This is a genomic window from Streptomyces sp. NPDC007088, from assembly GCF_042869355.1.
GTDB lineage: Bacteria > Actinomycetota > Actinomycetes > Streptomycetales > Streptomycetaceae > Streptomyces.
The window spans coordinates 13,818-35,002 of the sequence record NZ_JBIAFO010000007.1 but is presented as its reverse complement, the minus strand read 5'-3'; the positions used below and the strand labels follow the sequence as shown (position 1 = coordinate 35,002).

Genomic DNA, 21,185 nt, shown 5'->3' with positions numbered 1-21,185 from the left:
GGTGGAGAACTCCCGGTCTCCCGCTCCCCGTCGGAGGCGGTTCCGCTCCGGGCCCGCGCGCTCTCCGGTACGCCGCCTACCATCGGCCCGGTGATTACCTGTGTCGTGGAGTACGTGATCGACCCGCTCAAGACCGAGGAGTTCGAGCGCTTCGGACGGCGCTGGATGGAACTGGTCGACCGGCACGGCGGTACCCACCACGGGTACTTCCTGCCCTCCGAGGGCGCCAGCGACAAGGCGCTCGCCCTCTTCAGCTTCCCGAGCCTGGCGGCGTACGAGGAGTACCGGACGCTGTTCGGCCGGGACCCGGACTTCGTCGAGGCCGACCGCGTCCGGGACGAGAGCGGCTGCGTGCTGCGGTACGACCGCACGTTCATGCGCCCCCTGCTGCCGGACCACCGCCAGGACGGCCGAGGTGGACCGGGGGCGGCCGACGGTGACAGGATGGGTGACTGATCCTCCCGGCGTACGGCCGCGCACGCGCTGACCGACCAGCGACCGGCCGCCCGCCCGTACCGGGGACCGGCACCGGGGACCGGCACCGGACCTCCGTACCGAGATCCGTGCCAAAGATCCCCGCCGCGGACCCGTACCGGAAGAACCGACCAGCCGGTCGGCTGCTCCCGGACCCGCGCCACCGGCCGGGCGGAGGGCCTTTCCTGCCGGAAAGGCCCCCTGACCTGTCGGTTTTGGCCGCACGCCGATACCCGTTATCGTTGTGCGGTATGCCTCCATCCGGATGAACCGGACGAAGGCGGAACACTCTCACTAGGACCCGGAGAGAGCAATGCCTCCCAAGAAGAAGAAGGTCACGGGGCTTATCAAGCTCCAGATCCAGGCCGGCGCCGCGAACCCGGCTCCGCCGGTCGGCCCCGCGCTGGGCCAGCACGGCGTCAACATCATGGAGTTCTGCAAGGCCTACAACGCCGCGACCGAGTCGCAGCGTGGCTGGGTCGTGCCGGTGGAGATCACGGTCTACGAGGACCGCTCCTTCACCTTCATCACGAAGACCCCGCCGGCCGCGAAGATGATCCTCAAGGCCGCGGGCGTGGAGAAGGGCTCCGGCGAGCCGCACAAGACCAAGGTCGCCAAGATCACCCAGGCGCAGGTCCGCGAGATCGCCCAGACCAAGCTGGAAGACCTCAACGCGAACGACCTGGACGCCGCGTCCAAGATCATCGCCGGTACCGCCCGTTCCATGGGCGTCACCGTCGAGGGCTGATCCTCCCCGTACGACCTCCAGTGGCAGGGCCCGCGCCGGCCCGGACCACGACTCCGAAACGACATCAGGAGCAGAAGTGAAGCGCAGCAAGTCTCTCCGCGCTGCCGACGCCAAGATCGACCAGGAGCGCCTGTACGCGCCCCTGGAGGCGGTCCGGCTCGCCAAGGAGACCTCCACGAGCAAGTTCGACGGCACCGTCGAGGTCGCCTTCCGCCTGGGCGTCGACCCGCGCAAGGCCGACCAGATGGTCCGTGGCACCGTGAACCTCCCGCACGGCACCGGCAAGACCGCCCGGGTCCTGGTCTTCGCGACCGGTGACCGTGCCGAGGCCGCGCGTGCCGCGGGCGCCGACATCGTCGGCGCCGACGAGCTCATCGACGAGGTGGCGAAGGGCCGTCTGGACTTCGACGCCGTCGTCGCCACCCCGGACCTCATGGGCAAGGTCGGCCGCCTCGGCCGCGTCCTGGGCCCGCGTGGTCTCATGCCGAACCCCAAGACCGGCACCGTCACCCCGGACGTCACCAAGGCCGTGACGGACATCAAGGGCGGCAAGATCGAGTTCCGCGTCGACAAGCACGCGAACCTCCACTTCATCATCGGCAAGACGTCGTTCGACGACACCAAGCTGGTGGAGAACTACGGCGCCGCCCTTGAGGAGATCCTCCGCCTCAAGCCGTCCGCCGCGAAGGGCCGCTACATCAAGAAGGCCGCCCTGAGCACCACGATGGGCCCCGGCATCCCGCTGGACCAGAACCGCACCCGCAACCTCCTCGTCGAGGAGGACCCGGCCTCCGTCTGAGCCCCCGTGCTCACCGGCGGCCGCGTCGCGGACGCGTAGCCTCGACGGACGGGCCCCGTACCTGACTTCAGGTACGGGGCCCGTCCGTTTTGCCGTACTGCCCCGGGCGCGGGGCGCCTAGGGTGCCGGAGGGCGGGCGGGTACGGCGACGGGGAGGCGGCCATGAGGCGACGGACGGCGGCGACGGTATGCGCGCTCGGGCTGCTGCTCGCCGGCTGCGGCGGCGCGGCCAAGGGCGAGGCCCCCCGGGACCAGGGCGCCGCGGTCGCCCTGCGCGCGGCCCGTACGGCGACCGCGCTGGCCGGTTCCGCGACCGTCGACTCGGTCACCGAGGCGGACGGGGTGCGCTCCCTCGCGCACGGCTCGCTCGACTGGTCGCGCCCCGGGGCGCCGCGCGGCCGGCTGCGGGTCCGGGCGCCCGGGGCGGGCGGACCCGCCGAGTTCCGGGTGCGGCCCGAGGCGTACTGGGTACGGCTCGCCGAGCCCGTCGGCGGCCGCCACTGGGCGCGCTACCCGCGCAGGGCGGCCGAGGCCCTCGCCCCGCAGAGCTCGGTGGACCTGCTGCTGTCCGCGGCCGACGCGCACCGCGCGGGCCGGGCCCGGATCAGAGGGGTCGTGGCCACGCACTACGCGGGCGTCGTGCACGCCTCCGAATCGGCCCGGGTCCGGGCCGCCGGGGTCAAACGGCAGTCCGTGGACCTGTGGGTGGACGGGCGCGGCCGGCTCGTCAAACGCGTCGAGTCGGGGCGCGGGGACGGGGGCCTGATCCGCACCACGACGTACTGGACGGAGTTCGGCACCACGGTCCCGGCGGTGCCGGAGCCCCCGGCGGGGGACCGGATTTCCGCGGCGGAGCTGTCGCACTGATCCGGTAGCGTGCGAACAGCAGGTGACATACACGTCAAACCGGTGGGGTGGGGATCTTGGGGATCACGGTGGGTACGGCGCGGGGGCGCGCGGGGCGGATCGCGGGGGCGGTCCTGGCGACGGCGCTGCTCGGCGGCGCGGCCGTCGGCTGCTCGGGGAGCGAGGACAAGGCGGACGCCGAGCCGGCCGCCGCCGCCTCGAAGAAGGCCGCGGGGGCGAGCCCGGCGGCCGCGATCAAGGACGCGGCGGCCAGGAGCCGGGAGCTGACCTCCTTCACGTACCGCATGGAGGGCACGACGCCCGGCGCGGGCAAGATGTCGGCCAAGGCCGCGATGAGCACGAAACCGCTCGCCGCGCGGATGACGATGGAGATGGCCTCCGCGAAGGCGGAGGGCACCGAGATCCGGCTGGTCGGCGGCGACATGTACATCGACGGCGGGGCCGCGATGGCCAAGGAGACCGGCGGCAAGCGCTGGATCTCGCTTCCGGTCGGCGAGCTGGACAAGGCGGCCGCCGCCGAGCCCTCCGCCGCCTGGGCCAACAAGAACCCGGCGCAGGACTCGACCTTCCTGACCGCCTCCGACGACCTGAGGAAGGTCGGCCCGCAGACCGTCGAGGGGGTGGAGACGACGCACTACCGGGGCACCGTCTCGCTCGACGAGCTGAGCGCCGAGGCGAAGAAGGACCCGGCCACCGCGAAGCAGCGCGAGGCGGCGGTCAAGCAGTACCGGGACCTCGGTGTCGAGAAGATGACGATGGACGTCTACCTCGACGGCGAGGGCCGCACCAAGCGGTTCCGCACCACCGCGAAGACGGCCCAGGGCCCGCTCGACCAGATCGTGACCTTCGGCGACTACAACAAGCCGGTGACCGTCGAGAAGCCCCCGGCCAAGGACCTGACCTCGCTGGAGGACATGCTCGGCGGGCTGGGCGACCTCAGCCCGGAGGAGCAGGCGAAGCTGGCCGAGGAGCTGGGCAAGGGCTGAGACCGCGCCCTTACGGGACGGGCAGCCGCAGTTACGGGACGGGCCCCGCAGTCCCTCGCGTACGGGGGCCGGGTCCCTCCCCGTACGGGGCCCGGGTCCCCTCCCTGCGCGGGCCCGCGTCCCTCCCCGTGCGGGCCCGCCCGAGCGATTTGCTCCGGCGGGCCCGTCTCGCGTACGCTCCTCATGAAGCCAAAGACCGCTGGTCGTCGTCGTGTCCCGCAAGGGGTGCGGTGGCCGAAGGATTCGCTGAACGCGAGCGACCCGCGCAGGTGTTCGTGGAACGAGTTCCCGGGGGTGATCCCGGTCGAGCCCTCGCCCCGTGCGCCTGCGCCGGGGCGATTTGTTTTCCTCTTCTTCCTTCCAAGCTCCTTGAATCAGGTGCCTGATCCGGGCGGTCCACCGGCTCGATCGCGGCTGATCGTGAGGTCAGTCGAAGCTCATCACCCCGGAAGGAGGCCGAGGCTCATGGCGACGTCCGACAAGGTCGATGCCGTCGAGGAGATCACGGAGAAGCTCCGTAACTCCAACGCGGCTGTAGTGACCGCTTACACCGGACTGTCCGTGGCGCAGCTCAAGCAGCTTCGCCGTTCTCTCGGCGAGAACGCTCAGTACCGTGTGGTGAAGAACACGCTGACCAAGATCGCGGCCAAGGAGGCCGGGTTCTCGGAGCTGGACGAGCACCTGAAGGGCTCGACGGCAGTCGCCTTCGTCACCGGGGACCCGGTCGAGGCGGCGAAGGGTCTTCGTGACTTCGCCAAGGAAAACCCCGCCCTGGTCATCAAGGGCGGTGTACTCGACGGCAAGGCGCTCTCCGCCGACGAGATCAAGAAGCTTGCGGACCTCGAGTCCCGCGAGGTTCTGCTGGCCAAGCTGGCGGGCGCCATGAAGGGCAAGCAGTCGCAGGCTGCCGCGCTCTTCCAGGCGCTCCCCTCGAAGTTCGTCCGCACCGCGGAGGCGCTTCGTGCCAAGAAGGCCGAGCAGGGCGGTGCCGAGTAATTCGGCTCGCAACTGACCCGAGCCGATCCCGGCGAAGGTCACAGCGGGCCGTACGTACGCCCGCCGACATGTACATCCGGCACCTGCCGAATTAGTGGAAGGACCGCCATCATGGCGAAGCTCAGCCAGGAAGACCTGCTCGCTCAGTTCGAGGAGCTCACCCTCATCGAGCTCTCCGAGTTCGTGAAGGCGTTCGAGGAGAAGTTCGACGTCACCGCCGCCGCGCCGGCCGCCGTCGTCGCCCAGGGTGGCGGCGCCGCCCCGGCCGAGGCCGCTGAGGAGCAGGACGAGTTCGACGTCGTCCTCACGGGCGCCGGCGACAAGAAGATCCAGGTCATCAAGGTCGTGCGTGAGCTGACCTCGCTGGGTCTGAAGGAGGCCAAGGACCTCGTGGACGGCGCCCCCAAGCCCGTCCTGGAGAAGGTCGACAAGGCCGCCGCCGACAAGGCCGCCGAGTCCCTCAAGGGCGCCGGCGCCTCCGTCGAGGTCAAGTGACCCCCTCCGTACCCCTGGTACGGAACTGACGCCGCGTACCGCGTACGCGCGTCGTGGCGATGCCCCGGCTCCGGCCGGGGCATCTCCCGTTCCGGCGTTTCACCCGCACGTGTAACGCCGCGGGCCCTCAGGGCGATCACCCAACCGGGTGGTCGCCCTTCGGCGTTGCCGTGGCGGGAGCTGCGGGTCGTCCGCCCCTGCGGGTAGGGTGATCTTCGTTGTGCCCCCGTACGTCGTGTCCGGGCTGCCAGGCGGTCGGCGGCCGCGCGACCGGCCGGGAGGCGGGGGCCTTGACGAACGGCACGCAGCGCGCAATTCTCAGGACGCGTCGTCACAACGATCCGGGTTCCGAGGCATGGATCGACGGCGAAGAGGGCAGTAATGAGGTGCGTCGCGAGACGCACGACGTGCCGCAGGAGTTGAGATCAGCGAGGGACTTCAGCAGTCGGGGCGAAACCCGCACTGGACATCAGTGGGCCAAGTGGCTACACTGACCCTTTGCGCTGCCTGTTAGCTGCCTCCTGCCCGTCACCAGGGGCATGCCCGTGGAGAGCACCGATCGAAATTACCGCCCTGACCAGGGCTTTCACTCGGTGCGTCCGACACGGGACCGGTACGCGCGTAGTGAGTCCGAGCCCTCGGAAGGACCCCCTCTTGGCCGCCTCGCGCACTGCCTCGACCGCGAATACGAACAACGGTGCCAGCACCGCCCCGCTGCGCATCTCCTTTGCGAAGATCAAAGAGCCTCTTGAGGTTCCCAATCTTCTTGCTCTTCAGACCGAGAGCTTCGACTGGCTGCTCGGTAACGACGCTTGGAAGTCCCGTGTCGAGGCGGCTCTGGACAATGGCCAGGACGTCCCCACGAAGTCCGGTCTGGAAGAGATCTTCGAGGAGATCTCGCCGATCGAGGACTTCTCCGGGTCGATGTCGCTGACCTTCCGCGACCACCGTTTCGAGCCGCCGAAGAACTCCATCGACGAGTGCAAGGAGCGCGACTTCACGTTCGCCGCCCCGCTCTTCGTCACCGCCGAGTTCACGAACAACGAGACCGGCGAGATCAAGTCCCAGACGGTCTTCATGGGCGATTTCCCGCTCATGACCAACAAGGGCACCTTCGTCATCAACGGCACCGAGCGTGTCGTCGTGTCCCAGCTCGTCCGCTCGCCGGGTGTCTACTTCGATTCCTCGATCGACAAGACCTCCGACAAGGACATCTTCTCCGCCAAGATCATCCCCTCCCGGGGTGCCTGGCTGGAGATGGAGATCGACAAGCGCGACATGGTCGGTGTCCGCATCGACCGCAAGCGCAAGCAGTCGGTCACCGTGCTGCTCAAGGCCCTCGGCTGGACGACCGAGCAGATCCTTGAGGAGTTCGGCCAGTACGAGTCGATGCGCGCCACCCTGGAGAAGGACCACACCCAGGGCCAGGACGACGCGCTGCTCGACATCTACCGCAAGCTCCGTCCGGGCGAGCCGCCCACCCGCGAGGCGGCCCAGACGCTGCTGGAGAACCTCTACTTCAACCCGAAGCGCTACGACCTCGCGAAGGTCGGCCGCTACAAGGTCAACAAGAAGCTGGGTTCCGAGGCGCCGCTGGACGCCGGGGTGCTGACGACCGAGGACATCATCGCCTCGATCAAGTACCTCGTGCAGCTGCACGCCGGTGAGACCGAGACGACCGTCGCGAACGGCCAGTCGATCGTCGTCGAGACCGACGACATCGACCACTTCGGCAACCGTCGTCTGCGCAACGTCGGCGAGCTCATCCAGAATCAGGTCCGCACGGGCCTGGCGCGGATGGAGCGCGTCGTGCGCGAGCGCATGACGACGCAGGACGTCGAGGCGATCACGCCGCAGACCCTGATCAACATCCGGCCGGTCGTCGCCTCCATCAAGGAGTTCTTCGGCACCAGCCAGCTGTCCCAGTTCATGGACCAGAACAACCCGCTCTCCGGGCTGACGCACAAGCGTCGTCTGTCCGCGCTGGGCCCGGGTGGTCTCTCCCGTGAGCGGGCCGGCTTCGAGGTCCGTGACGTGCACCCGTCCCACTACGGACGCATGTGCCCGATCGAGACCCCGGAAGGCCCGAACATCGGCCTGATCGGTTCGCTCGCCTCCTACGGCCGGGTCAACGCCTTCGGCTTCGTCGAGACGCCCTACCGCCGGGTCACCGACGGCATCGTCACCGACGAGGTCGACTACCTGACCGCCGACGAGGAGGACCGCTTCGTCATCGCCCAGGCGAACGCGCCGCTCACCGAGGACCTCCACTTCGAGGAGGCCCGCGTCCTGGTGCGCCGCCGTGGCGGAGAGGTCGACTACGTCCCCGGGGACGACGTCGACTACATGGACGTCTCGCCGCGCCAGATGGTGTCCGTCGCGACCGCGATGATCCCCTTCCTGGAGCACGACGACGCCAACCGCGCCCTCATGGGCGCGAACATGATGCGCCAGGCCGTGCCGCTCATCCAGTCCGAGGCGCCGCTCGTCGGCACCGGCATGGAGTACCGCTGCGCGACCGACGCCGGTGACGTCCTCAAGGCCGAGAAGGACGGTGTGGTCCAGGAGGTCTCCGCGGACTACATCACCACCGCCAACGACGACGGCACGTACACCACGTACCGCCTCTCGAAGTTCTCCCGCTCCAACCAGGGCACCTCGGTGAACCAGAAGGTCGTCGTGGACGAGGGGGCCCGGATCATCGAGGGCCAGGTCCTCGCCGACGGTCCGGCCACCGAAGAGGGCGAGATGGCGCTGGGCAAGAACCTGCTCGTCGCCTTCATGCCCTGGGAGGGCCACAACTACGAGGACGCGATCATCCTGTCGCAGCGCCTCGTGCAGGACGACGTCCTCTCCTCGATCCACATCGAGGAGCACGAGGTCGACGCCCGTGACACGAAGCTCGGCCCCGAGGAGATCACCCGGGACATCCCGAACGTCTCCGAGGAGGTCCTCGCCGACCTCGACGAGCGCGGCATCATCCGCATCGGCGCCGAGGTCATCGCGGGCGACATCCTGGTCGGCAAGGTCACGCCCAAGGGCGAGACCGAGCTGACCCCGGAGGAGCGCCTGCTGCGCGCGATCTTCGGCGAGAAGGCCCGTGAGGTCCGCGACACCTCGCTCAAGGTCCCGCACGGCGAGATCGGCAAGGTCATCGGCGTCCGCGTCTTCGACCGCGAGGAGGGCGACGAGCTTCCCCCGGGCGTGAACCAGCTGGTCCGCGTCTACGTCGCCCAGAAGCGCAAGATCACCGACGGTGACAAGCTCGCCGGCCGTCACGGCAACAAGGGCGTCATCTCGAAGATCCTGCCGATCGAGGACATGCCGTTCCTGGAGGACGGCACCCCGATCGACATCATCCTCAACCCGCTCGGTGTCCCGTCCCGGATGAACCCGGGACAGGTCATGGAGGTCCACCTCGGCTGGCTCGCCAGCCAGGGCTGGGACGTCTCCCAGGTCCCCGAGGACTGGGCGCAGCGGCTGCGCGCGATCAGCGCCGACCGGGTCGAGCCCCGCAGCAACGTCGCGACCCCGGTCTTCGACGGTGCCCGCGAGGACGAGCTGGCCGGTCTGCTGGAGCACACCATCCCCAACCGGGACGGTGAGCGCATGGTGCAGCCCACCGGCAAGGCGCGGATGTTCGACGGCCGTTCCGGCGAGCCGTTCCCCGAGCCGATCTCGGTCGGCTACATGTACATCCTCAAGCTCCACCATCTGGTCGACGACAAGCTGCACGCCCGCTCGACCGGTCCGTACTCGATGATCACCCAGCAGCCGCTGGGTGGTAAGGCGCAGTTCGGTGGACAGCGCTTCGGCGAGATGGAGGTGTGGGCGCTGGAGGCTTACGGCGCCGCCTACGCCCTCCAGGAGCTGCTGACGATCAAGTCCGACGACGTGACCGGCCGCGTGAAGGTCTACGAGGCCATCGTCAAGGGCGAGAACATCCCCGAGCCCGGCATCCCCGAGTCCTTCAAGGTGCTCATCAAGGAGATGCAGTCGCTCTGCCTGAACGTGGAGGTGCTGTCCTCGGACGGCATGTCCATCGAGATGCGCGACACGGACGAGGACGTCTTCCGTGCCGCGGAAGAGCTCGGTATCGACCTGTCCCGGCGCGAGCCGAGCAGCGTCGAAGAGGTCTGACGGGCCCTCCCGTCGCCCCGCCCACCGCCTCGCGCGGTGGGCCGGCGACGGGAGGCAACCCGGCCCCCCCATGGGGCGCAGGACCCGTACAGACCACTTTTGACACAACCCTGAGAGGGATTGACGCATAGTGCTCGACGTCAACTTCTTCGACGAGCTGCGGATCGGCCTTGCCACCGCGGACGACATTCGGACCTGGTCGCACGGCGAGGTCAAGAAGCCGGAGACCATCAACTACCGCACCCTCAAGCCGGAAAAGGACGGGCTCTTCTGCGAGAAGATCTTCGGCCCCACCCGGGACTGGGAGTGCTACTGCGGCAAGTACAAGCGTGTCCGCTTCAAGGGCATCATCTGCGAGCGCTGTGGCGTCGAGGTCACCCGCGCCAAGGTGCGCCGTGAGCGGATGGGCCACATCGAGCTGGCCGCTCCCGTGACCCACATCTGGTACTTCAAGGGCGTTCCCTCGCGGCTGGGCTACCTGCTCGACCTCGCCCCGAAGGACCTGGAGAAGGTCATCTACTTCGCCGCGTACATGATCACGTACGTGGACGAGGACCGCCGTACCCGCGACCTGCCCTCCCTGGAGGCCCAGGTCCAGGTCGAGCGTCAGCAGGTCGAGAACCGTCGCGACTCCGATCTGGAGAACCGCGCCAAGAAGCTGGAGACGGACCTCGCCGAGCTGGAGGCCGAGGGCGCCAAGGCCGACGTGCGCCGCAAGGTGCGCGAAGGCGCCGAGCGCGAGATGAAGCAGCTGCGCGACCGCGCGCAGCGCGAGATCGACCGCCTCGACGAGGTGTGGAGCCGGTTCAAGAACCTCAAGGTCCAGGACCTGGAGGGCGACGAGCTGCTCTACCGCGAGCTGCGCGACCGCTTCGGCACCTACTTCGACGGTTCGATGGGCGCCGCCGCGCTGCAGAAGCGGCTGGAGACCTTCGACCTCGACGAGGAGGCCGAGCGCCTCCGCGAGATCATCCGGACCGGCAAGGGCCAGAAGAAGACCCGCGCGCTCAAGCGCCTCAAGGTCGTCTCCGCCTTCCTCCAGACGGTCAACAGCCCCAAGGGCATGGTCCTGGACTGCGTCCCGGTCATCCCGCCGGACCTGCGTCCGATGGTGCAGCTGGACGGTGGCCGCTTCGCGACCTCCGACCTCAACGACCTGTACCGCCGCGTCATCAACCGCAACAACCGCCTGAAGCGGCTTCTCGACCTCGGCGCGCCCGAGATCATCGTGAACAACGAGAAGCGCATGCTCCAGGAGGCCGTGGACGCGCTCTTCGACAACGGCCGTCGCGGCCGCCCGGTCACGGGCCCCGGCAACCGTCCGCTGAAGTCGCTGTCCGACATGCTCAAGGGCAAGCAGGGCCGCTTCCGTCAGAACCTGCTCGGCAAGCGCGTCGACTACTCGGCCCGTTCCGTGATCGTCGTCGGCCCGCAGCTCAAGCTGCACCAGTGCGGTCTGCCGAAGGCGATGGCGCTGGAGCTGTTCAAGCCCTTCGTGATGAAGCGCCTGGTGGACCTCAACCACGCGCAGAACATCAAGTCGGCCAAGCGCATGGTCGAGCGTGGCCGCACCGTCGTGTACGACGTCCTCGAAGAGGTCATCGCCGAGCACCCGGTGCTGCTGAACCGTGCGCCCACCCTGCACCGCCTCGGCATCCAGGCCTTCGAGCCGCAGCTGGTCGAGGGCAAGGCCATCCAGATCCACCCGCTCGTGTGCACCGCGTTCAACGCGGACTTCGACGGTGACCAGATGGCCGTGCACCTGCCGCTGTCCGCGGAGGCGCAGGCCGAGGCCCGCATCCTGATGCTGTCCTCGAACAACATCCTCAAGCCGGCCGACGGCCGTCCGGTCACCATGCCGACCCAGGACATGGTGCTGGGCCTCTTCTTCCTCACCACGGACGAGGAGGAGCGCAAGGTCATCGGCGAGGGCCGGTCCTTCGGCTCGACCGCCGAGGCGACCATGGCCTTCGACGCCGGGGAGCTGTCCCTCCAGGCGAAGGTGGACATCCGGTTCCCGGTCGGCACCATGCCGCCCCGCGGCTGGACCCCGCCGAGCGAGGAGGAGAACGAGGAGTACGGCACGGCCGCGTACCAGCCGGGCGACTCCTTCCGGCTGCGGACGACCCTGGGCCGCGCGCTCTTCAACGAGCTGCTGCCCGAGGACTACCCGTTCGTCGACTACTCGGTGGGCAAGAAGCAGCTCTCCGAGATCGTCAACGACCTCGCCGAGCGCTACCCCAAGGTCATCGTGGCGGCGACGCTCGACAACCTGAAGGCGTCCGGCTTCCACTGGGCGACCCGTTCCGGCGTCACCGTGGCCATCTCCGACGTCGTGGTCCCCGAGGCCAAGAAGGCGATCGTCCAGGGCTACGAGGCGCAGGACGAGAAGGTCCAGAAGCAGTACGAGCGCGGTCTGATCACCAAGGACGAGCGCACGCAGGAGCTCATCCGGATCTGGACCATGGCCACCAACGAGGTGGCCGAGGCGATGAACGAGAACTTCCCGAAGACCAACCCGATCGCCATGATGGTGAACTCGGGCGCCCGAGGGAACATGATGCAGCTGCGTCAGATCGCCGGTATGCGTGGTCTGGTGTCGAACGCCAAGAACGAGACGATCCCGCGTCCCATCAAGGCGTCCTTCCGCGAGGGCCTGTCCGTGCTGGAGTACTTCATCTCCACGCACGGTGCCCGTAAGGGTCTGGCCGACACCGCTCTGCGTACCGCTGACTCCGGCTACCTCACGCGTCGTCTCGTCGACGTCTCGCAGGACGTCATCATCCGCGAGGAGGACTGCGGCACCGACCGCGGTCTGCGCCTGGCCATCGCCGAGCGCGGCGCGGACGGCGTGCTGCGCAAGACGGAGAACGTCGAGACCAGCGTGTACGCGCGCTGCCTCGCCGAGGACATCGTCGTCGGGGACGTCGTACTGGCCCCGGCCGGTACCGACCTCGGTGACGTGCTCATCGACGAGCTGGTCCGCCACGGCATCGAGGAGGTCAAGACCCGTTCGGTCCTGACCTGCGAGTCCGCCGTCGGTACCTGCGCGATGTGCTACGGCCGTTCGCTGGCCACCGGCAAGCTGGTCGACATCGGTGAGGCGGTCGGCATCATCGCCGCCCAGTCCATCGGTGAGCCCGGCACGCAGCTGACGATGCGTACCTTCCACACCGGTGGTGTGGCCGGTGACGACATCACCCAGGGTCTGCCCCGTGTCGTCGAGCTCTTCGAGGCCCGTACGCCCAAGGGTGTCGCCCCGATCTCGGAGGCGGCCGGCCGCGTCCGTATCGAGGAGACCGAGAAGACCAAGAAGATCGTCGTCACCCCGGACGACGGCAGCGAGGAGACGGCGTACCCGATCTCCAAGCGCGCCCGGGTCCAGGTCGGCGAGGGCGATCACGTCGAGGTGGGCCAGAAGCTCACCGTGGGTGCCACCAACCCGCACGACGTGCTGCGTATCCTCGGCCAGCGCGCGGTCCAGGTGCATCTGGTCGGCGAGGTCCAGAAGGTCTACAACTCGCAGGGTGTGTCGATCCACGACAAGCACATCGAGATCATCATCCGGCAGATGCTGCGCCGGGTGACGATCATCGAGTCGGGCGACGCGGAGCTGCTGCCCGGCGAGCTGGTCGAGCGCTCGAAGTTCGAGCAGGAGAACCGTCGTGTGGTCACCGAGAGCGGTCACCCCGCTTCCGGCCGTCCGCAGCTGATGGGTATCACCAAGGCCTCGCTGGCCACCGAGTCGTGGCTGTCGGCGGCCTCCTTCCAGGAGACGACCAGGGTCCTGACCGACGCGGCGATCAACGCCAAGTCGGACTCCCTGATCGGCCTCAAGGAGAACGTCATCATCGGTAAGCTCATCCCGGCCGGTACGGGTCTGTCCCGCTACCGCAACATCCGGGTCGAGCCGACCGAGGAGGCCAAGGCCGCGATGTACTCGGCCGTCGGCTACGACGACATCGACTACTCGCCGTTCGGCTCGGGCTCCGGCCAGGCCGTCCCGCTGGAGGACTACGACTACGGTCCGTACAACCAGTAAGGCGAGCCCGGCCGTTCGCGGCTGGTAGCGCGGTGAAGGGCGGTCATCCTGCTTCGGCGGGGTGGCCGCCCTTTCGCGTGCGAGGCCCCTTGGAGAACGCAGCCCGGTGTTGGCGCAAAGGGCTGACGGGGTCTGTGCGGCCGGTCTAGCATCCCGCCATGATTCACAGACGCTTCACGATATCCGCCGGTTCTCTCCTTATCGGGCTCGTCCTGACGGCCTGCGGGGCCGGTGGTTCCCCCTCGGCGGGCGAGGCGCACCGGACGGTGGCCGTGTCCTCCTCGCCCGCCGAACGGCCCGCGCCCGCGTCCGCGCCCGCGTCCGGGTCCGGGTCCGGGCCCGGGTCTTTGGCGCCGGGCAGCTCCGCGCCGGCCGCCTCGCCCACGCCGGGCCCCTCGGGCACGCGCCCGCCCGCCCCGGCCCGTACCGCGCGCGTCGTGACGCCCACGCCCAGCCGCACGCACACGGTGGCCCCCGCGCCCACCCGTACGCGCGCCCCGGTCACCGAGCCGGCCCCGGTCGTGAAGTCCCCGGCGGCCAAGCCGAGCGTGGCCCGGCCGGCCGTCGAGCTGTGCGACATCCGCTCCACCGCGGGCAACTGCTACCGCGCGGGCCAGTTCTGCCGGAAGGCGGACGCGGGCCGCTCCACCACCGACGCCTCGGGCCGCAGGATCACCTGCGGCCAGTCGGCCAGCGCGCTGCGCTGGCACTACTAGCCGGTGCGGCAAGACGGCGTGAACCCCGCGACCGCCCGCGCGCGTGTACGGGGCGCAGGACGTACACCGCTCGGGAGGAAGGACGCTGATGACGCCGAGGACGCTGAGGACGACGAGGGCGGGGCTCGGGCGCCGGCCGGCTCCGGCGGCGGCGGTGATCGCGGGCGCGGTCCTGGCGCTGACGGCGGGGCCCGCCTCCGCGACCGATTACGTGAACATCTGGCAGTACAACGAGAGTTCGGCCGGCCGGTGCAGAGCGGCGGCCGAGACCGGCAACGACTGGTGGGGCTATCCGCGGGACGGCAGCGGCCCGTACTGGTTCTACTGCGGGGGCGCTTCCGGCAAGGAGCTGTGGGTCAGGCAGCCGGCCGGCGGCTACTGGGGCTGACGGCGCGGGGCGGGGGTCAGCTCTCCTTGGGGCGGCTGCTGAGCGACCAGCCGCCCCGGGTCTGGATCTGGAGCAGGGCCGTGCGGGTGGTGTGCGGCAGCCACAGCTGGGCGGGGCCGCTGCCCTCCGCGACGACCCCGGCGGGACGCAGGCCCTGCATGAGGTGCCGTACCTGATAGGGCCCCTGCCCGCTGTGGCGGAACAGCAGCCGGGGCGTGGGCGCCACGTGCAGGAGGTCACCGCCGTGGCCGTGGACGGCGGGGGTCTCGTCGTCGAGCGCGCGGATCACGGAGGCGCCGAGCACGGCCGTGCGCCAGGCCCCCTCGGTGTGGATCTCCAGTTGCAGGGTGGCGCCCTCGCGGGCCGGCAGCGGCAGCCGGGCGCAGACGGGCCCGCCCGCCTCGTACAGCCGTATCCAGCTGCCCCGGGGGCCGCGCGTGCGCAGCCGGACCAGGCCGAGCGCCGGGCTGGTGAAGGCGAGCACGGCGGGCCGGCCGGGCTCCGGGCGCACCAGGCGCAGCGTGGCCTGCCCCGTGCCGTGGTTCCACTCGGCGTTGGGCACCCGCAGCCGGGCGAGCGCCGTCCAGCCCTCCTGGAGCGTCACGGCGGCGTCCTCGTCGTCCCTCTCGTCGAGCGCCTTCTCGTAGGCGTCGAGGGCGAGTTGGTAGTCGGCGAGATCGTCCTCGGTGGAGTCGGGGCCCGGCCGGTAGTCGAGCGCCTGCACCTCCCGCGCGTAGTCCAGCACCTCCGGCCGGACGGTCCGGGCCTGCTTCCCGCGGGTGAGCGCCGGGTTGCCCCGGCCGTAGTGGTGCGCGGCGAGCGCGGGCGGGACCACGAGTCCGCCGAGGAAGATCAGGGCGAACAGCCTCCCGTCGGGGAACAGCGTCATCGACAGGACGAGCAGCAGGAACAGCACGGTCCCGCTGGCCACCCCGTGCCCGAGGGCGCGCGGCCAGGTCAACGGGCGCCGCGCCGTGCCCGGTTCGGGTTTCCCCGGGGCGGAGCGTCGGCTGGACGCGACGTCCGGGAACCTGTCCCTCGGGGACCTGTCCTCCGGGAACGGGGACGGGGAGGCGTCGTGCGGCATGGAGTTCCCCCTCGATGCTCGGCCTGTCCCCATGGTGCGCTTTCCCCGGCGGGGGCGACAGGGGGCGCGGGGCGTACGTACCGCCATGTCCGGCAACACGCCATTTAGCGGTACGTGTTGAGCCACCGCGCGTGGACTTTCTGTGGAGGCCGGGGGCGGGGCGGCGAAATCTGGCGCAACCCGCGAGCGCCCGGTTAGCGTCTTGAGTTGACAGGTACTCCCCACGTCTCTGGAGCCCCGTAGTGAATCGCCAGCGCCTCCTGCCCGCCGCCGCCCTCCTGGCCGCCGTATCGGTGTCGTTGACGGCGTGCGGGGGAGGGGACGACGGGGGCGGGGAGGCGGACTCGGGGAAGAAGGTGGCGGGGGCGGACGCGGGCTCGCCCGAGGCCAGCAAGAGCCCTTCGCCTTCGGCCAGTACGCCGGACCCGAAGGCGCCGGACCTGAGCCTGCCGAAGGACGTCAAGGTCGTCCAGGACTGGCGGGAGCCTGCGGACAAGGCGCAGGCGGCTGCCCTGGCGGCTGCTGTGCACTACCTGACGGCCATCAACCGCGCCATCGCTCTTCAGGACGTGAGCGAACCCGCTTATCTCTACTACTCGTATCCAGGAAGTGCCGCGCGCACTGTGGCGCAGAAGACAGTCAAGGGCAACATCACGCAGCACTACTCGATCGCGGGTACCGAGCGGATGCACCGCCAGACGAGCAAGGTGTCCGAGTCCGGCGAGAGCGCCGCCGTGTCCCTTTGCACGGACGACTCGAAGTTCTACTCCAAGAACCTGAAGACCGGTAAGACCGAAGTCACCGAACCGGGCGCCGACGACCACACTTGGTACGAGTTGGGCCTAGTGCGTTCCACTGGCTCGGACGGCGTCTGGGTGGTCAAGGAGATCCAGGCGAAGGTAGGGGCCGAACAGTGCCAGTGAACGGGGCAAAGCGTGCGCTCGGGGGCGCCCTGGTGCTGGCGACGGCTGGTGCGTGCCTCCTGGGCGGGGCGGGGAGCGCGGCGGCGAGGACCCACGGCCCGACTGCCGGCAGCCAGGCCGAAGCCGACCAGCACGGCAACTCCGGCGGTGGTCACATCAGCTCCACCGTCCACATCACCTACACCCAGCGCGGCGGCGCCTTGGGCGGTTCCGGTGGGCGGGCCGCCGTCGCCGACTGGGACCCGCCCGGCTGCTGGTACGCCCCCGAGTACGACCCGGAGCAGTTCGAGGAGTCGCGGCAGCGGCTGTACTTCGCGGCCGTGCACGACCCCGGCGCCAACGACATCGTGCGCGACATCTCCTCGGAGAACCAGGGGTACGCGAAGGACGAGTACCACAAGAAGGACAAGGGCAAGGGCATGTACTGGACCGCCCAGTACCGGGACGACGCCACCATCGAGCAGATGATGGAGTGCGACCGCCCGCCCTTCTGGGCGGAGAACGGCACGGCTCCGGACGTCCCCCACGCCATCTCGCCCGAGATCCTCGCCGGCCTCGCCTACGAGCGCATGAAGGTCCCCAGCCTGAAGGCGAAGCTCGCCCCGGCCGCCGCGAGCAAGGTCAACCTGCCGACGTGGGTGTGGCTGGACAAGGCGGACGTCGAGCCGGTGTCGGTGACGGCCTCGCTGGACGTGGGCGGTTTCCACATGGAGGCGACGACGACCGCGACGCCGACCGGGATGAAGGTGGAGCCGGGGACGGAGGACGCGCACGTCATACCCGGGGGCGGGAACTGCCCGGTGGCCGACGGCGCCATCGGTGAGCCCTTCGCCGCCGGGAAGGCGGACCGGACGCCGCCCTGCGGGGTGACCTACACCCGGTCCTCGGGGCAGGGCACGTACCGGATGTCGGCCGCCGTGAACTGGGAGACGCGCTGGACCGGGACCGGCGGGGCGGGCGGCGACCTGCCCGACGGGACCTACGGCCAGACGCGGGACGTCCGGGTGGAGGAGATCCAGGCCGTGAACCGGTGAGCGCCGCCGGCCGGGGCGTCCCCGGGCGAGCGCGCGCGCACGCAGCGTAGCCACCGTCCGCGCGCCCGAAGGGAACGCCCCGGCACCCGGCCCCCGTCCCTCGTGCCACACTCGTACGGTCCCGTCGTACGCATGTGCATTTGTTTTGACCCAGGTCCATACGGTAGGTACGCTCTGACCTTGTGCCTGGGGTGTGCCCGGGTCCCCGTGCGTGCCTATCCACCGCACACCGGACTCGATACCGGCCACCGTGATCCGCATCCTCTCCGCCTTGTGCGGAAGTCCGCAGGGTTCGACACACCCGACCGCGTGGGTCGGGGGTGTTCCAGGTTAGCTTTACCTATTCGGCACACAGAAACCGGAGAAGTAGTGCCTACGATCCAGCAGCTGGTCCGGAAGGGCCGGCAGGACAAGGTCGAGAAGAACAAGACGCCCGCGCTCGATGGTTCGCCTCAGCGCCGTGGCGTCTGCACGCGTGTGTTCACGACCACCCCGAAGAAGCCGAACTCGGCCCTCCGTAAGGTCGCGCGTGTGCGTCTGACCTCCGGCATCGAGGTCACGGCCTACATCCCGGGTGAGGGACACAACCTGCAGGAGCACTCCATCGTGCTCGTGCGCGGCGGCCGTGTGAAGGACCTGCCGGGTGTTCGTTACAAGATCATCCGCGGTTCCCTCGACACCCAGGGTGTCAAGAACCGCAAGCAGGCCCGCAGCCGCTACGGCGCCAAGAAGGAGAAGTAAGAATGCCTCGTAAGGGCCCCGCCCCGAAGCGCCCGGTCATCATCGACCCGGTCTACGGTTCTCCTCTGGTGACCTCCCTCATCAACAAGGTGCTGCTGAACGGCAAGCGCTCCACCGCCGAGCGCATCGTGTACGGCGCCATGGAGGGCCTGCGCGAGAAGACCGGCAACGACCCGGTCATCACGCTCAAGCGCGCGCTGGAGAACATCAAGCCGACCCTGGAGGTCAAGTCCCGCCGCGTCGGTGGTGCGACCTATCAGGTTCCGATCGAGGTCAAGCCCGGCCGCGCCAGCACCCTCGCGCTGCGCTGGCTCGTCGGCTACTCGCGCGCCCGTCGCGAGAAGACCATGACCGAGCGGCTGACCAACGAGCTTCTCGACGCTTCGAACGGCCTGGGCGCCGCGGTGAAGAAGCGCGAGGACACGCACAAGATGGCCGAGTCCAACAAGGCCTTCGCGCACTACCGCTGGTAGTCGCTACCCCCATCGAGACCGAGAGAAGACAGAAGCCTTATGGCTACCACTTCGCTTGACCTTGCCAAGGTCCGCAACATCGGGATCATGGCGCACATCGACGCGGGCAAGACGACGACCACCGAGCGCATCCTGTACTACACCGGTGTCTCGTACAAGATCGGTGAGGTCCACGACGGCGCGGCGACCATGGACTGGATGGAGCAGGAGCAGGAGCGTGGCATCACGATCACCTCTGCCGCCACCACCTGTCACTGGCCGCTGAACGACGTCGACCACACGATCAACATCATCGACACCCCGGGCCACGTCGACTTCACCGTCGAGGTGGAGCGTTCGCTGCGCGTACTCGACGGTGCTGTCACGGTGTTCGACGGTGTCGCCGGCGTCGAGCCGCAGTCCGAGACCGTCTGGCGTCAGGCTGACCGCTACGGCGTTCCGCGTATCTGCTTCGTCAACAAGCTCGACCGCACCGGCGCCGAGTTCCACCGCTGTGTCGACATGATCATCGACCGCCTCGGTGCGACGCCGATCGTCATGCAGCTGCCCATCGGGGCCGAGGCCGACTTCCAGGGTGTCGTCGACCTCGTCACGATGAAGGCCTTCGTGTGGTCCGCCGAGACCGCGCTGGGCGAGGCGTACGACATCGTCGACATCCCGGACACGCACACGGAGGCCGCCGCCGAGTGGCGCGGCAAGCTCCTTGAGGCCGTGGCCGAGAACGACGACGCCATGATGGAGCTGTACCTGGAGGGCGAGGAGCCCTCCGTGGAGCAGCTGTACGAGGCCATCCGCCGCGTCACCATCGCCTCCGGCAAGGGCGACGGCACCACCGTCACCCCCGTGTTCTGCGGTACCGCGTTCAAGAACAAGGGCGTTCAGCCCCTGCTCGACGCCGTGGTCCGTTACCTGCCCTCCCCGCTCGACATCGAGGCGATCGAGGGCCAGGACGTCAAGAACCCGGAAGAGATCATCAAGCGTCGTCCCTCCGAGGACGAGCCGCTGGCGGCCCTCGCGTTCAAGATCGCGAGCGACCCGCACCTCGGCAAGCTGACCTTCGTCCGCGTGTACTCCGGGCGCCTGGAGTCGGGTTCCGCCGTGCAGAACTCGGTCAAGGGCCGCAAGGAGCGCATCGGCAAGATCTACCGGATGCACGCCAACAAGCGTGAGGAGATCGAGTCGGTGGGTGCCGGTGACATCGTCGCCGTCATGGGTCTGAAGCAGACCACCACCGGTGAGACCCTCTGCGACCCGGCGAACCCGGTGATCCTGGAGTCCATGGACTTCCCGGCCCCCGTGATCGAGGTCGCGATCGAGCCGAAGTCCAAGGGCGACCAGGAGAAGCTGGGCGTCGCGATCCAGCGTCTGGCCGAGGAGGACCCGTCCTTCCGCGTCAAGACCGACGAGGAGACCGGGCAGACGATCATCGCCGGCATGGGTGAGCTTCACCTGGACGTGCTGGTCGACCGTATGCGCCGTGAGTTCCGCGTCGAGGCCAACGTCGGCAAGCCGCAGGTCGCGTACCGCGAGACCCTGCGCAAGCCGGTCGAGCGCCTGGACTACACGCACAAGAAGCAGACCGGTGGTTCCGGCCAGTTCGCGAAGGTGCAGATCGCCCTTGAGCCGCTTGAGGGCGACGGCTACGAGTTCGTGAACAAGGTCACCGGTGGCCGCATCCCCCGGGAGTACATCCCCTCGGTGGACGCGGGTGCGCAGGAGGCCATGGAGTTCGGTGTGCTCGCCGGCTACCCCCTCACGGGTGTCCGCGTGACCCTTCTCGACGGTGCCTACCACGAGGTCGACTCCTCCGAGATGGCCTTCAAGATCGCCGGTTCCATGGCCTTCAAGGAGGCCGCCCGCAAGGCCAGCCCGGCCCTGCTGGAGCCGATGATGAAGGTCGAGGTGACGACGCCCGAGGACTACATGGGTGACGTCATCGGTGACATCAACTCCCGTCGCGGTCAGATCCAGTCCATGGAGGACCGCCACGGCGCCAAGCTCGTCACGGGCCTGGTTCCGCTGTCGGAGATGTTCGGCTACGTCGGAGACCTCCGCAGCAAGACCTCGGGTCGCGCAAGCTACTCGATGCAGTTCGACTCCTACGCCGAGGTTCCGCGGAACGTCGCCGAGGAGATCATCGCGAAGGCCAAGGGCGAATAACTCACCCGAGTTCACGCCGTAGGCTTGACTCCGGAGCCCGATGGGGCGTCCACCGTGAAAGCGGCGGGCGCCCCGGGGCACCGGGCATCCCAGCAAAGATCACCTGGCGCCGATGA

At 69.1% G+C, this 21,185-nt stretch carries 18 protein-coding genes; 16 read left to right on the top strand and 2 right to left on the bottom strand.

Annotation, left to right across the window (positions count from 1 at the left end):
• The first annotated feature begins 90 nt into the window (after positions 1-90).
• From ACFYMP_RS13075 to ACFYMP_RS13035, 9 genes are all read left to right on the top strand, one after another.
• Positions 91-456: an NIPSNAP family protein gene (locus tag ACFYMP_RS13075; RefSeq protein ID WP_388855259.1), complete on the top strand. Its 366-nt coding sequence runs from the start codon at positions 91-93 to the stop codon at positions 454-456.
• Between the two features lie 331 nt (positions 457-787).
• Positions 788-1,222, top strand: a complete 435-nt coding sequence (gene rplK, locus ACFYMP_RS13070; protein ID WP_363146972.1) for a 50S ribosomal protein L11 — start codon at positions 788-790, stop codon at positions 1,220-1,222.
• Positions 1,223-1,298: 76 nt separating this feature from the next.
• A complete protein-coding gene (gene rplA / locus ACFYMP_RS13065) occupies positions 1,299-2,021 on the top strand; it encodes a 50S ribosomal protein L1 (protein WP_388855256.1) in 723 nt (240 codons plus the stop codon).
• Positions 2,022-2,183: 162 nt separating this feature from the next.
• On the top strand, positions 2,184-2,888 hold the full coding sequence (locus ACFYMP_RS13060) for a hypothetical protein (RefSeq protein WP_388855253.1): 705 nt from the start codon (positions 2,184-2,186) through the stop codon (positions 2,886-2,888).
• Positions 2,889-2,944: 56 nt separating this feature from the next.
• Entirely contained in the window at positions 2,945-3,874 is a 930-nt protein-coding gene (locus ACFYMP_RS13055; protein ID WP_388855249.1) for a DUF1396 domain-containing protein, read from the top strand.
• A gap of 465 nt (positions 3,875-4,339) precedes the next feature.
• On the top strand, positions 4,340-4,870 hold the full coding sequence (gene rplJ, locus ACFYMP_RS13050; protein ID WP_363146976.1) for a 50S ribosomal protein L10: 531 nt from the start codon (positions 4,340-4,342) through the stop codon (positions 4,868-4,870).
• A 111-nt stretch (positions 4,871-4,981) separates the two neighbouring features.
• Positions 4,982-5,365, top strand: coding sequence for a 50S ribosomal protein L7/L12 (rplL, locus tag ACFYMP_RS13045; RefSeq protein WP_388855245.1), 384 nt, complete (start codon positions 4,982-4,984; stop codon positions 5,363-5,365).
• 654 nt (positions 5,366-6,019) lie between these two features.
• On the top strand, positions 6,020-9,505 hold the full coding sequence (gene rpoB, locus ACFYMP_RS13040) for a DNA-directed RNA polymerase subunit beta (protein ID WP_388855242.1): 3,486 nt from the start codon (positions 6,020-6,022) through the stop codon (positions 9,503-9,505).
• Between the two features lie 130 nt (positions 9,506-9,635).
• The gene (locus ACFYMP_RS13035) at positions 9,636-13,547 is read left to right on the top strand and encodes a DNA-directed RNA polymerase subunit beta' (protein ID WP_388855239.1); all 3,912 of its coding nucleotides are present in this window, start codon (positions 9,636-9,638) and stop codon (positions 13,545-13,547) included.
• Positions 13,548-13,710: 163 nt separating this feature from the next.
• Here ACFYMP_RS13035 and ACFYMP_RS13030 read toward each other — a convergent pair whose 3' ends face one another.
• Complete coding sequence (locus tag ACFYMP_RS13030; protein ID WP_388855236.1) at positions 13,711-13,932, bottom strand: hypothetical protein; 222 nt, start codon at positions 13,930-13,932, stop codon at positions 13,711-13,713.
• A 52-nt stretch (positions 13,933-13,984) separates the two neighbouring features.
• On the opposite strand from ACFYMP_RS13030, the gene ACFYMP_RS13025 reads away from it, so the two are divergent.
• The gene (locus ACFYMP_RS13025; protein ID WP_388855233.1) at positions 13,985-14,263 is read left to right on the top strand and encodes a hypothetical protein; all 279 of its coding nucleotides are present in this window, start codon (positions 13,985-13,987) and stop codon (positions 14,261-14,263) included.
• A gap of 88 nt (positions 14,264-14,351) precedes the next feature.
• Entirely contained in the window at positions 14,352-14,651 is a 300-nt protein-coding gene (locus tag ACFYMP_RS13020; RefSeq protein WP_388855230.1) for a hypothetical protein, read from the top strand.
• Between the two features lie 16 nt (positions 14,652-14,667).
• Here the strand turns inward: ACFYMP_RS13020 and ACFYMP_RS13015 are convergent, their stop codons facing one another.
• Complete coding sequence (locus ACFYMP_RS13015; protein ID WP_388855227.1) at positions 14,668-15,738, bottom strand: cell wall protein; 1,071 nt, start codon at positions 15,736-15,738, stop codon at positions 14,668-14,670.
• 242 nt (positions 15,739-15,980) lie between these two features.
• Between ACFYMP_RS13015 and ACFYMP_RS13010 the strand changes: the two genes are divergently transcribed.
• From ACFYMP_RS13010 to fusA, 5 genes are all read left to right on the top strand, one after another.
• The gene (locus tag ACFYMP_RS13010) at positions 15,981-16,661 is read left to right on the top strand and encodes a hypothetical protein (protein ID WP_388855224.1); all 681 of its coding nucleotides are present in this window, start codon (positions 15,981-15,983) and stop codon (positions 16,659-16,661) included.
• Complete coding sequence (locus tag ACFYMP_RS13005) at positions 16,658-17,695, top strand: hypothetical protein (protein ID WP_388855221.1); 1,038 nt, start codon at positions 16,658-16,660, stop codon at positions 17,693-17,695. The genes ACFYMP_RS13010 and ACFYMP_RS13005 overlap by 4 nt, the downstream gene beginning before the upstream one ends.
• Before the next feature lie 369 nt (positions 17,696-18,064).
• A complete protein-coding gene (gene rpsL, locus ACFYMP_RS13000; RefSeq protein ID WP_007823146.1) occupies positions 18,065-18,436 on the top strand; it encodes a 30S ribosomal protein S12 in 372 nt (123 codons plus the stop codon).
• A 2-nt stretch (positions 18,437-18,438) separates the two neighbouring features.
• Positions 18,439-18,909 (top strand): 30S ribosomal protein S7, encoded by a 471-nt coding sequence (rpsG, locus tag ACFYMP_RS12995; protein ID WP_077968976.1) that lies wholly within the window; start codon positions 18,439-18,441, stop codon positions 18,907-18,909.
• Positions 18,910-18,948: 39 nt separating this feature from the next.
• Positions 18,949-21,069, top strand: a complete 2,121-nt coding sequence (gene fusA, locus ACFYMP_RS12990) for an elongation factor G (RefSeq protein WP_388855216.1) — start codon at positions 18,949-18,951, stop codon at positions 21,067-21,069.
• Positions 21,070-21,185 lie beyond the last annotated feature (116 nt).

Bases quoted from the DNA above. Each gene is read 5' to 3' on its own strand.
- rplJ (WP_363146976.1), top strand. From the start codon at position 4,340: ATGGCGACGTCCGACAAGGTCGATGCCGTCGAGGAGATCACGGAGAAG.
- ACFYMP_RS13020 (WP_388855230.1), top strand. From the start codon at position 14,352: ATGACGCCGAGGACGCTGAGGACGACGAGGGCGGGGCTCGGGCGCCGG.
- ACFYMP_RS13015 (WP_388855227.1), bottom strand. From the start codon at position 15,738: ATGCCGCACGACGCCTCCCCGTCCCCGTTCCCGGAGGACAGGTCCCCG.
- rpsG (WP_077968976.1), top strand. From the start codon at position 18,439: ATGCCTCGTAAGGGCCCCGCCCCGAAGCGCCCGGTCATCATCGACCCG.
- rplK (WP_363146972.1), top strand. From the start codon at position 788: ATGCCTCCCAAGAAGAAGAAGGTCACGGGGCTTATCAAGCTCCAGATC.
- fusA (WP_388855216.1), top strand. From the start codon at position 18,949: ATGGCTACCACTTCGCTTGACCTTGCCAAGGTCCGCAACATCGGGATC.
- ACFYMP_RS13060 (WP_388855253.1), top strand. From the start codon at position 2,184: ATGAGGCGACGGACGGCGGCGACGGTATGCGCGCTCGGGCTGCTGCTC.
- rplL (WP_388855245.1), top strand. From the start codon at position 4,982: ATGGCGAAGCTCAGCCAGGAAGACCTGCTCGCTCAGTTCGAGGAGCTC.